10 protein-coding genes are annotated in these 12,619 nt (G+C 47.5%); 4 read left to right on the top strand and 6 right to left on the bottom strand.

The window, feature by feature from the left end; genetic code table 11:
• Positions 1-80: 80 nt before the first annotated feature.
• Positions 81-866 carry a 3-methyl-2-oxobutanoate hydroxymethyltransferase gene (panB, locus tag NXS09_RS01790; RefSeq protein ID WP_259290847.1) on the top strand — a complete coding sequence of 262 codons (786 nt, stop codon included), beginning with the start codon at positions 81-83 and terminating at the stop codon, positions 864-866.
• Positions 867-937: 71 nt separating this feature from the next.
• The gene (gene panC, locus NXS09_RS01785) at positions 938-1,774 is read left to right on the top strand and encodes a pantoate--beta-alanine ligase (protein WP_259290846.1); all 837 of its coding nucleotides are present in this window, start codon (positions 938-940) and stop codon (positions 1,772-1,774) included.
• A gap of 174 nt (positions 1,775-1,948) precedes the next feature.
• Here panC and NXS09_RS01780 read toward each other — a convergent pair whose 3' ends face one another.
• The 6 genes from NXS09_RS01780 to zwf all read right to left on the bottom strand — a co-directional run bounded on the left by NXS09_RS01780 (position 1,949) and on the right by zwf (position 9,544).
• A complete protein-coding gene (locus tag NXS09_RS01780; protein WP_259290845.1) occupies positions 1,949-3,163 on the bottom strand; it encodes a sugar MFS transporter in 1,215 nt (404 codons plus the stop codon).
• 361 nt (positions 3,164-3,524) lie between these two features.
• Positions 3,525-5,189 (bottom strand): glucose-6-phosphate isomerase, encoded by a 1,665-nt coding sequence (pgi, locus tag NXS09_RS01775; protein WP_259290844.1) that lies wholly within the window; start codon positions 5,187-5,189, stop codon positions 3,525-3,527.
• A complete protein-coding gene (locus NXS09_RS01770; RefSeq protein WP_259290843.1) occupies positions 5,186-6,040 on the bottom strand; it encodes an SIS domain-containing protein in 855 nt (284 codons plus the stop codon). Before NXS09_RS01770 ends, pgi begins: the two co-directional genes overlap by 4 nt.
• A gap of 243 nt (positions 6,041-6,283) precedes the next feature.
• A complete protein-coding gene (locus NXS09_RS01765) occupies positions 6,284-7,333 on the bottom strand; it encodes a glucokinase (protein ID WP_259290842.1) in 1,050 nt (349 codons plus the stop codon).
• Entirely contained in the window at positions 7,314-8,012 is a 699-nt protein-coding gene (gene pgl, locus NXS09_RS01760) for a 6-phosphogluconolactonase (RefSeq protein ID WP_259290841.1), read from the bottom strand. The genes NXS09_RS01765 and pgl overlap by 20 nt, the downstream gene beginning before the upstream one ends.
• 74 nt (positions 8,013-8,086) lie before the next feature.
• Positions 8,087-9,544 (bottom strand): glucose-6-phosphate dehydrogenase, encoded by a 1,458-nt coding sequence (zwf, locus tag NXS09_RS01755; protein WP_259290840.1) that lies wholly within the window; start codon positions 9,542-9,544, stop codon positions 8,087-8,089.
• A 471-nt stretch (positions 9,545-10,015) separates the two neighbouring features.
• Here zwf and edd point away from each other — a divergent pair, with 471 nt between their 5' ends.
• Entirely contained in the window at positions 10,016-11,848 is a 1,833-nt protein-coding gene (edd, locus tag NXS09_RS01750) for a phosphogluconate dehydratase (RefSeq protein WP_259290839.1), read from the top strand.
• Positions 11,849-11,985: 137 nt separating this feature from the next.
• Positions 11,986-12,612, top strand: coding sequence for a bifunctional 4-hydroxy-2-oxoglutarate aldolase/2-dehydro-3-deoxy-phosphogluconate aldolase (locus tag NXS09_RS01745; protein WP_259290838.1), 627 nt, complete (start codon positions 11,986-11,988; stop codon positions 12,610-12,612).
• The last annotated feature ends 7 nt before the right edge of the window (positions 12,613-12,619 follow it).

The following is a 12,619-nucleotide window of genomic DNA, read 5'->3' as shown; positions in this document are numbered from 1 at the left end:
ACTTTGCAAATTGAAATTTATTCGGACGCCCCCATTATTAAGCGCACTTAAACTCAAGGCCGTCTGAAACGGAAAATGCTATGGTTACCATCAATACGCTACAAAAAATGAAAGCGGAAGGCGAAAAAATCGCTATGCTGACCGCCTACGAAGCCAGTTTCGCCTCTTTAATGGACCAAGCCGGTGTGGATGCCATTCTTGTCGGCGATTCGCTAGGAATGACCGTACAAGGCCAAAGCTCCACCCTACCCGTTTCCCTACGCGATATGTGCTACCACACCGCCGCCGTGGCCCGTGGCACGAAAAATGCCATGATTGTGAGTGACCTGCCTTTCGGCGCTTATCAGCAAAGCAAAGAACAGGCTTTTGCCGCTGCTGCCGAGCTGATGGCCGCAGGCGCCCATATGGTCAAATTGGAAGGCGGCGTATGGATGGCGGAAACCACCGAGTTTTTGCAATTGCGCGGTATTCCGGTTTGCGCCCATATCGGCCTGACCCCGCAATCGGTACACGCCTTCGGTGGCTACAAAGTGCAAGGCAAAGGCGACAAAGCCCAAGCACTTTTAAACGACGCCAAAGCACATGATCAAGCCGGCGCTTCGATTATTTTAATGGAATGCGTGCCCGCCGAACTCGGCAAACAAGTTACCGAAACCGTACACAGCCCCACTATCGGTATCGGCGCCGGCGTGGATTGCGACGGACAAGTCTTGGTGATGCACGATATGTTGGGCGTATTTCCCGGCAAAACCGCCAAATTTGTGAAAAACTTTATGGAAGGCCAAAGCAGTATCCAAGCTGCCGTTGCCGCTTATGTGGCTGCCGTTAAAAACAAAAGCTTTCCCGCTCCAGAACATACTTTTTAATAATGCTTTCATCTAAGGCCGTCTGAAACTTTTTCAGACGGCCTGATACCGTAAACAAGGACACACCGACCATGCAAATCATCCATACCGTACAAGCATTACGCGAATGGCGCAAAACTGCAGGCAAGGTTGCTTTTGTTCCCACCATGGGCAACCTACACGAAGGCCATCTGGCTTTGGTGCGCGAAGCCGGCAAACATGCCGACCAAGTGGTAGTGAGCATTTTTGTAAACCGCCTCCAATTCGGGCAAGGCGAAGATTTCAGCCAATATCCGCGCACCCTGCAACAAGATGCCGATAAATTAAGCAAAGAAAATGTCGCGGTTATTTTCGCGCCGGATGAAAAAGAGCTTTATCCCCATGTTGAGCAGCGTTATAACGTCGAACCGCCCAGCCTTCAAAATGAATTATGCGGAAAATTCCGCCCCGGCCATTTCCGCGGCGTGGCTACAGTGGTAAGCAAACTTTTTAATATTGTCGAACCCGATACCGCCTGCTTCGGCAAAAAAGACTATCAGCAATTGGCCATTATTAAAGGCTTGGTGGAAGATTTAAATTTTAATATCGATATTGTGCCTGTCGATACTGGCCGCGCTTCAGACGGCCTCGCCCTTTCCAGCCGCAACCAATACCTCAGCGAAGCAGAACGTGCCGAAGCACCACGCCTATACCGCGAACTAACGGCTATTGCCGAAGCATTACGACAAGGCAATCTGGCCTATGCCGAACTGGAAAATGCTGCCATACGGAATTTAACGGCAGCCGGTTGGACGGTTGACTATGTGGAAGTGCGCCATGCCGAAAGCTTGAAAATCGCCCATGCCGGCGATAAAGATTTGGTAGTATTGGCAGCCGCCCGATTAGGTAACACCCGCCTGATTGACAATATAGAAGTACACTTGAGTTAACGCTTATATCTTTTGCACGATATAAATAAAGGCCGTCTGAAAAAAATTCAGACGGCCTTAAGCTTATCAAAACAACTTAAATAACATATTTCAAATTAGATAAGGCTTGATAACACCATAATCCATACATTTGCCGCACTACTCCGTAACAGGAAGCAGCACGGCTTTGTTAGCTTAATCTATTTTATAGCCTTTGGTTGCAAAGAATACGATGTAAACGTAGCACAAAGCAGATACGAAGAACGATACCAGCAAGCCGATATGGTCTGCGAAAAAGCCTTGAACCACCGGAACAATTGCACCGCCGACAATAGCCGTACACAAAATACCCGAAGCTTCACCGGTAAATTTACCCAAGCCTTTGGTCGCCAAAGAGAAGATGGTCGGGAACATAATCGAATTGAAGAAACCGATAGCCAATAGCGACCACATAGAGATAGCACCGCCGCCGGATAGAATCGCAATCACAATCAACACCACGGCAACCGTTGCATTAAAGGCCAAATATTTATTCGGGGCAAATTTGTTCATCATCACCGAACCGAGGAAACGGCCTACCATTGCACCACCCCAATAGAAAGACAAGTATTTCGCACCGGTAGAATGGTTCAAATTAGCGGTTAACTCCATCACATTCACTAAAAGCGAACCAATAGACACTTCGGCACCGACATAACAGAAAATACCGACCGCACCCAATACCAAATGTTTATACTGCCATACACTGGTTTTACCATCGTGTTTGTGCTCGGTTTCTTCTTCGGCAATTTTGCGCGCATCAGGCAATCTGATCATTTTGACAAATACAGCCAATAAAATCAGCACGCCGGCCAAGCCCAAATAAGGAATCTGAACGGAAGAAACCTGTTCGGCAGTGGTAGCAACTTGCCCCGCATCGGCCAAAATCAATATTGAACCGAAAATAGGTGCAATGGTGGTACCCAAAGAGTTAAAAGCCTGCACCAAAGTCAGTGTAGCCGATTCTTTACCCGGTTTTGATAATAAAGTTACATAAGGATTACCGGCTACTTGTAGCAAAGTAACACCACCGGCCAGAATAAATAACGCACATAAGAAAATCGGATAAGACGCACTACCTGCCGCAGGATAAAACAAGATACAACCGAACGCAGTCAGTAAAAAGCCGCCGATAACGCCGCCTTTATAACCGATTTTTTCAACCAATTTACCCATCGGAATAGATAAGATGGCATAGGCAGTGAAGAAACAGAACTGAATCAACATCGCCTGAACATACGTTAAATCGAAAATAGCTTTTAAGTGGGGAATGAGAATATCATTTAATGCAGTGATAAAACCCATCATGAAAAACAGCGCGGTCAATACCGACAGCGCGCTATTATTATTTCGCTGTGACTGCGTAGACATATGTATTTGCCCTTTATCTCAAGTTTACTTGATTGTAATAAAATTTAAATTTACTACATCGTGAAATTAACCTACATAACTCCTAGACCGTATCTTACTGATATTGTTAAGTTTTGCAACTGTTATTTTATTACAAAATATTAATATATAAATTATATAGCCTTTAGAACATCTATTTAATTGAATATAAGTGATAAATAAATCACAATGAATAACTTTAACAATCAGATAAAGTTTTGTAAGATGAGTTTCAGACGGCCTCTGCTATTAACATTAAAGCTTGATAATTCAAGCTTTAATGATTCATTGGCATAAGGCCGGATAATATATATGAATAACCAGTGCTTTTGCCTGACCAGGCTTAATCACATTGCCCGGGCTTATCGCAGTTAGCGTTACGATATAAACGAATTAATCGCTCCGTTGAGCTATCGTGTTCTTGTACGGCGGTTTCACCTGTCAGCTCGCGTAAAATGGTTTTAGCCAATTGCTTGCCCAACTCGACACCCCATTGATCAAAGCTATTAATATCCCAAATCGTGCCTTGTACAAAGGTTTTGTGCTCGTATAAAGCAATCAGGCTACCCATATTGCGCGGATTGATTTTGTTCATCAAAATCAAATTGCTGGGGCGGTTGCCCGAGAAAGTTTTATGCGGTACCAATGCTTCGATTTTTGTATTATCCATTCCCTGCGCTTCCAGCTCTGCGCGTACTTCATCGGGCGTTTTCCCCCGCATAAACGCTTCAGCCTGCGCAAACACGTTAGCCAACAAGATTTCATGATGACCGGGCAGATTACTGCGTTTTTGCAATGATGCAATCAAATCAATCGGGGTAATGTGCGTGCCCTGATGCAATAATTGGAAGAAAGCGTGTTGGCCGTTGATGCCGGTCTCACCCCAAATAATCGGCGCAGTTTCATGTGTTATCGGTTGTCCATCCAAAGTTACTTGCTTGCCGTTACTCTCCATATCCAATTGCTGGATAAATTTAGGCAGGCGGTGTAGGTGTTGGTCGTACGGCGCAATAATATGGCTGCCGCCACCATAATAATTAATGTACCAAATACCGATAAGCGCCAATAAAACCGGCATATTTTGTTCTAATGGCGAATTATAGAAATGCTGATCCATCAGGTGCGCACCATTGAGCATTTCAATAAAGTTTTCTTCGCCCAAATACAGCATAATCGGCAAACCAATGGCAGACCATAAACTATAACGTCCGCCTACCCAATCCCAAAACTCAAACATATTGGCCGGATTAATACCGAAATCGGCCACGGCTTTCTGATTGGTAGAAACGGCGACAAAATGTTTTGCCACCGCCGATTCTTCGTCGGCATGTTGTAGAAACCATTCGCGCGCGGTTAGCGCATTAGTCAGCGTTTCCTGCGTGGTAAATGTTTTGGAAGCAATAATAAATAATGTGGTTTCAGGGTGAACCTGCTCCAATACATCGCGTAATTGCGAACCATCCACATTAGACACAAAATGCATATGCAAACGCGGATGACCATAAGGTTTCAAGGCGGTACACATCATCAACGGCCCCAAATCGGAGCCGCCGATACCGATATTGACCACATCGGTTATTACCTGATTGGTATAGCCCAACCATTCGCCGCTGCGCACCTCATGAGCAAATTCGCCCATCCGTTGCAACACACGGTTTACAGCCGGCATCACATCTTCACCATCCACATAAATCGGCGCATTGGTGCGGTTGCGTAGTGCAACATGCAAAACGGCACGGTTTTCGGTGGTATTGATTTTTTCACCATGAAACATCTGCTTAATACGTTCCGGCACCCCGGCTTCTTTAGCCAGTTTCATTAATAAGGCCAATGTTTCATCGGTAATACGGTTTTTGGAATAGTCCAGCGTTAGCCCGCCAACTTCCAACCAATAACGTTGGGCACGCTCCGGGTCTTGTTTGAATAACTCACGCATATGCAGGCTTTTGGTTGCATCAAAATGCTTCCACAATTCCCGCCAGCTCGGTAAATCCTGCAAATGTTTCATGATTCGTCCTTGTTATATTCGAGATGTTTGTTGTGAATACTGCGTTTACCTTTTTGCAATTGCAAGCTGGCGGTTTCACCCAAATGCAATGCCAAGCCGATGGTTAAGATATCAATCACGGCCAATTGCAACAGGCGGGAAATCATCGGTGTATACAGTTCGCTATTTTCCGAAGACGAAATACTTAACACGCAATCGGTCAGTTGCGCCAATGGCGAATCAGGACGGGTAATCGCAATCACCGAAGCCCCGTTTTCTTTAGCCACGCTTACGGCATCCAACAATTCAATAGAAGAACCGGAATTGGAAATCACAACCAACACATCGTCTTTACTCAATACTGCAGCGGCCATTAATTGGATATGGGTATCGACATAAGCTACGGTTGAAATCCCGAAACGGAAAAATTTATGCTGGGCATCTTGCGCCACAATGCCCGAATTACCCATTCCGTAAAACTCAATCCGCCGCGCATTGCTGAGCATCATTACCGCACGCTCTAAATCGGCTTCTTTCAAAAAGCGGCGCGCCCCTAAAATCGAAGCAGCGGCATTACCCAACACTTTTTCGACGACTACACCCATGTTGTCATCGGCGTTCAATTCTTCATGCACATAAGGCATGCCGTCATGACCGATACTGGCCGACAATGCCAATTTAAATTCAGGCAGCCCTTTATACCCCAAGCTGCGGCAAAAACGGATAACAGTCGGCTGGCTCACGGAAGCACGTTCGGCGATCTCTGCCACTGCGGCATGTACAAACCATTTCGGTTCGGCCAATGCGGACTCTGCCACTTTGCGCTCTGCACCTGACAGATCAGACAATGATTCACTGATTTTGCTTAACATGATTCCATATCCTTTTTCAAAAGCCGGTTCATCCGACTTGTAAACAGTTATCAGGCTTCAGCCCAATTTATTTAATATTATATAGCCCATAAACCTGATAAATGCCTAACCATCATTCTTAGCAATCTTAAATATTCAGCAATCTATCAGGTTGTGTAATACCCAATATACTACCTGATATTCATACCCTGCTAACAATATTTCATTCGCAATCGAATGTTTTGAGTAAATTCAAACCGGCTATTAGCAGCTTTCCTGCGTCCCGCCCAAAGCGGCAGTATTATTGCAGGTACCTTGCAAATGGTTTGACAATGCCACCGCAGCACCGACAATACCGGGGTATTTCCCTAAAACGATATACACAGGAATAGCTGCCAAATAAGCATCAAAACGGCCTTTACTTTCAAAACGGGTGCGGAAAGGCGAATGTTTGAAATAATCGATAAATCGCGGAATAATGCCGCCACACAAATAAACACCGCCGCTCGCACCCAAAGTCAGCGCCAGATTGGATGCCGCCGTGCCCAACATGGCACAGAAAATATCCAAGGTTAGCCGGCAAAGCGGGGAAGAACCGCTTAATGCTTGCGCACTGATTTCAGACGGCCGCAATTTTTGCCGTTTAATGCCTTCTTTGGCCGAAAGTGCTTCATGAATCAGGGTTAAACCCGCACCGCTCAAAAAACGTTCGGCAGACACATGGCCGTATTTTTTGCGGGCATATTGCCAAATCATAATTTCAGCATCGTCAAACGGCGAAAAGCTTACATGCCCGCCCTCACCGGCCAAAGGCACCCACCCTGAATTGCTGGGTATCAACCCGCTCACACCTAAGCCCGTTCCCGGCCCGATAACGGCTTTCGGGGCGTTTTTTACCTGATGCGAACCACCGACTTGAACCAGCTCGTCATCCGACAAACGGGTAATCGCCAAAGCTTGTGCGGTGAAATCATTCAACAAAATCAAGGTTTCCAAGCCCAAAGCCTGACGTGTGGTTTCAATCGAAAACGCCCAATGGTGATTGGTCATCTGCACCCAATCCCCCAATACCGGATTGGCAATGGCAATGGCGGCATGGCTGATTTTCGGATCGCCGGCAAGTTTTAAATAAGCGCGAGCCGCATCCACCACCGTATCGTAATCATTACAAGGCAAAACCTCGACCTGTTCGATTTTTTGCGGCGCCGTTTCCAACGCAAAGCGGGCATTGGTGCCGCCAATGTCGGCCACCAAGCGCGGCCATTCTACCGTTTTTGCTTGAACGGCTGCTGTTTTAATCTGAGTAGTGGACATGGCAGTTTACCTTTTCGTGATTGAGAACATAACTTATCGGAAATTGTTTAGACGGCGCAACGGCGGCCTGTTCAAATATATTTTTTTTGTCGCCGCCCTGAATGGCTAAAAATACCGCAGGTGTTTCGGCAATAGCGTTCAGCGTCATGCTGATGCGCTCGTGTGCGGCGGTGACCGGGGTGGTATGCAGCAAAGGAATCTCGTTTTTCTCATCCAAGCCTTGATCCAATTGCGGCGCTTGCGGAAACAACGATGCGGTATGCCCGTCGCCTCCCATACCCAACACCAACACATCACGGCGGCGGTAATGTTTCAAGGCCGTCTGAACCACGGCTTCGGGTTGCAACGCTTCTGCTTTCAAGTCTGCTTCAACCAACGGAAGCCAACCGGCGGCTTTCGCTTTGTTTTGCAAAAGATATTGGTGAACCAATGCCGTATTGCTATCGGCGTGATCCGTCGGCACTATGCGCTCATCCACCAGCGTGATATAAACGCGCGGCCAATCCAAATCTTTTTGCGACAGCGCTTCAAAAAACGCAATCGGCGAGCGTCCGCCCGATACTGCCAAAACCGCGTGCTCCTGTTGTGCCAATACGGTGTGCAACTTTTCGGCAACCGCATCGGCTAACGCTTCGGCGGCAACAGCGGCATTTTTATGTTGATGCCATTCGTAAGCCATAAATCACCTTTTCTTTCTATTTCTTGGTTTTCAGACGGCCTATAATATATTAAGGTCGTCTGAAAACCTCTTGATTACTGCTCTTCGTGCCACTTATCACCGTTGCGCGCCAACAGTTCGCGGGCGGCTTCAGGCCCCCATGAATAGGCGGGATAACCATGCAGCGTCGTTTTATTTTCCGCCCAGCTTTCCATAATCGGCATTACCCACGCCCATGCTGCTTCCAATTCGTCGCGGCGGTTAAACAACGCCAGCTTGCCGTTAATCACATCCAACAACAGCCGCTCATACGCTTCGGCACGCCGCCCTTCTAAGGCTTCGGCCATATTCACACTTAACGCCGCTTGGCTGACATGATTGCCGCTGCCGGGCATTTTCAATTGGGTATACAAACGGATAGATTCAGTTGGTTGCAATTCGATTACCAAACGGTTGGGGGCTTTTTGGCTGCTGTCAAAAATATGATTGGATACGTCACGAAAATTCAATACGATTTCAGCCACTTTGCCAGCCATATGTTTGCCGGTACGCAAATAAAACGGCACGCCGGCCCAGCGCTGATTGTTAATCTCTGCTTTTAACGCCACATAGGTTTCCGTACGGCTGCCTTCGGGAATATTATGTTCCTGCAAATAGCCGTTAACCGTTTTGCCGTCTTTTTGCGCTTTCGTGTACTGAGCGCGTATCACATTCTCGGCCACATCAGTCGCAGTCAGCGGTTTTAACGACTGAATCAATTTGAGCTTTTCATCACGCACCGCATCGGCATCCAAGCTGGCGGGCGGTTCCATCGCCGTCATGCACAACATCTGTATCAAATGGTTTTGCACCATATCGCGTAAAGCGCCGGTGATATCATAAAACTCACCGCGCTCTTCCACACCCAATTCTTCCGCGATGGTCAGCTGTACGCTTTTAATATATTTGTTGTTCCACAAAGGCTCGAACACCACATTGGCAAAACGCAATGCCAATAAATTCTGCAACGACTCCTTGCCTAAATAATGGTCGATTCGGTAAATCTGATCTTCTTTAAAAAAGCGGGCGACGCCGTTATTGATTTCTTGCGAAGATTGCAAATCGGTACCCAACGGCTTTTCCAACACAACGCGCACATTTTCCGCATTCAACCCTACCGCTGCCAATTGTTCGCAGGTAGGCTCAAAAAACTTCGGTGCCGTAGAGAGATAAATCACAATATTGTCGGTTTCCCGACGCGCTTTTACCTTATCCGCCAACACTTTAAAATCTTCAGGACGGTTCACATTCAGCGAAACATAGGCAATCCGTTTGATAAACGAAGCCCAATCCGCCTCGTTAAAATTCTTTTTAATGTGGATTTTCGAATCGGTTTCCACTTTGGCCAAAAAGCCCGCCGTATCGAAATCACTGCGGCTCACCCCCAAAATACGCCCTTCGGGATGCAATAATCCGGCCACATGCGCCTGATAAAGATTAGGCAGAAGCTTACGCATCGCCAAATCGCCGGTAGCACCGAACAATACAAAATCAAAATTTATCTGCTTATCCATTCTTAGTCTTTCATTCCGGCCCGTACTTTTCACAATGCGAACAAACGCCCGTTGTATGGTTGTTTATCGTGTAGATGACGATATAAACGTTTGCCAAAGGCAGAAACTTTTATAAGGCGGCTACTTAAATCAGTAGTAATCCTACACAGCACTACAGTTTTTGTCTATGCCGTTTTAAATAAAAATTCAACTTAAGTAAATGTAATATAAAAACGTGCCTTGAAAAATAAATTATTTTTCTATCGATATTGCTTCTTTGTTTATTTCACTTTTTGTAATTTAATTACAAAACAAAGTAAATAGATTATAATGAATAAAAAAATGTTCAGACGGCCTCATCTGCTTTTAACCATAAAAACCAGCCAAAACAAAAAATAACATTATAAAACCGGCCTGTTTTCAGCAATATTTCCGAACGGTTTAAGCCGCCGATATCACCGTCGAACGCCATACTAGAAAGGCACAAACACCATGACCACCCCCATTCACCCTACCCTTGCCGCCATCACGCAGCGGATTATCGAGCGCAGCCACCCAAGCCGTGAAACTTATTTGGCACGCATCCGCGCTTTGCAACACAAAGGCCGTGTCGAACGCGACCAATTAGGCTGTTCCAACCTCGCGCACGGCTATGCCGCTATGCCGCAAACCATCAAAATCGAAATGCTCAAACACAGCACGCCGAACTTAGGCATCATCACTGCCTACAACGATATGGTATCCGCCCACCAACCGTTCTTACAATTCCCCGATTGGATTAAAGACGAAGCACAGCAGCACGGCGCCACCGCCCAAGTTGCCGGTGGCACCCCCGCCATGTGCGACGGTATCACCCAAGGCTACGAAGGCATGGAGCTTTCCCTATTTTCGCGCGATGTGATTGCCATGAGCACGGCTATCGGCCTTTCGCATCAAATGTTTGACGGCGCACTCTACTTCGGCGTATGCGACAAAATCGTTCCCGGCCTGATGATCGGCGCCTTAAGCTGCGGCCATCTTCCCGGTATTTTCGTACCGGCAGGGCCGATGCAAAGCGGTATCGGCAATAAAGAAAAAGCCCGCACCCGCCAATTGTTTGCCGAAGGCAAAGTAGGACGCGATGCTTTGCTGGAAAGCGAAATGAAGTCTTATCACAGCCCCGGCACCTGCACTTTCTACGGCACCGCCAATTCCAACCAAATGATGATGGAAATGCTGGGCGTACACCTGCCGGCCGCTGCGTTTTTCCACCCCTACACGCCGATGCGCGAAGCCTTAACCCGATATGCCGCCGCCCATTTGGTTCAAGGTATTCAAAACGGTACCGCCAAACCGCTCGGTGAAATGTTGGATGAAAAATCGTTTGTGAACGCGCTTATCGGCTTAATGGCAACCGGCGGTTCGACCAACCACACCATGCACTTGGTTGCTATGGCGCGTGCAGCGGGCATTGTTTTAACGTGGGATGATTTTGATGAAATTTCATCTATTATTCCGCTACTTATCCGTGTTTACCCCAACGGACAGGCCGATATCAACCATTTTGCCGCCGTTGGCGGACTGCCGTTCGTTATCCGCGAATTGCGCAATAACGGCTTACTGCACGATGATGTCGAAACCGTGATGGGGTACGGCATGGCCGCCTATACCCAAGAACCGTTTTTGGTTGACGGAAAATTGCAATGGCAAGATGCCGTAGAAACCAGCCGCGATGAAGAAATCTTACGCCCGTTCTCAAAACCATTCTCACCCGATGGCGGCCTGCGTCTGATGAAAGGCAATATTGGACGTGGTGTGATTAAAGTATCGGCCGTACGCGAACATTGCCGCATTATCGAAGCGCCTGCGATTGTGTTTAACGACCAACGCGAAGTGCTGGCCGCATTTGAACGCGGCGAATTGGAACGCGATTTTATTTGTGTTGTCCGTTTCCAAGGCCCGCGTGCCAATGGTATGCCCGAACTGCACAAACTCACCCCACCGCTCGGTATTCTGCAAGACCGCGGCTTTAAGGTTGCACTGGTAACGGACGGCCGTATGTCGGGAGCGTCCGGCAAAGTACCCGCATCGATACACATGTCGCCCGAAGCCTTACTCGGCGGCGGTATCGGTAAAATCCGTACGGGCGATATGATTCGTTTCGACTCGGTGAGCGGGGAATTAACCGCACTGGTCGACGAAGCCGAATGGAACGCCCGCGATATTCCCGAACCGTATTTAAGCAAAAATACCCACGGCATCGGCAGAGAATTGTTTGCGGGCTTCCGTGGCATCACCAGCAGCGCCGAAACGGGCGCCATGAGCTTTGGCGGTGACTTTGCCTGATAAGTTTTCAGACGACCTTTCACCTTAGCCGTTACTCATATTAAAGGCCGTCTGAAAAATATCTTTCGGCTTGAAATCATGAAACAAAGATTCAATTTATTTTCAGACGGCCTATCGTCTGAAACATGGAGCAACACATGAACGCACATGATATTTTAAGTGCCGGTGCGGTAATCCCGGTGATGGCGATTGACGATATTGATACCGCCGTTGATCTGGCGCATGCGCTGGTTGAAGGCGGTATTCCGACCCTTGAAATCACCCTACGCACCGAACACGGGCTTGAAGCGATAAAACGGATTAAAAAAGAAGTCCCCAACGCCATTGTCGGCGCCGGCACGGTGATCAACGGCGAACAGCTTAAAGCCGTTGAAGATGCAGGAGCGGTATTCGCCATCAGCCCCGGCTTCAATATCCGTTTTGCCGAAGCTGCGGTAAAAAGCAATATTACCGTGATTCCCGGCATTGCCACACCGGGCGAATTGATGCTGGCATTAGAATATGGCATCAACACCATGAAGCTTTTTCCGGCAGAAGTAGTCGGCGGTAGAAAAATGTTGAAAGCGCTATACGGCCCGTTTCCGCAAGTGAAATTCTGCCCTACCGGCGGCATCAAACTAGAAACTGCGCCCGACTATTTAAAATTGCCGAATGTATTGTGCGTCGGCGGTTCATGGCTGACACCCAAACAAGCGGTAAAAGATAAAGACTGGGATATCATCACCCGTTTGGCCAAAGAAGCTTCGGCCTTAAGGCAAAGCTAATCAAACT

This window comes from Neisseria montereyensis (genome assembly GCF_024834045.1).
In the GTDB taxonomy this organism is placed as follows: Bacteria; Pseudomonadota; Gammaproteobacteria; order Burkholderiales; family Neisseriaceae; genus Neisseria; species Neisseria montereyensis.
This window is presented reverse-complemented; position numbering and strand designations above follow the sequence as displayed.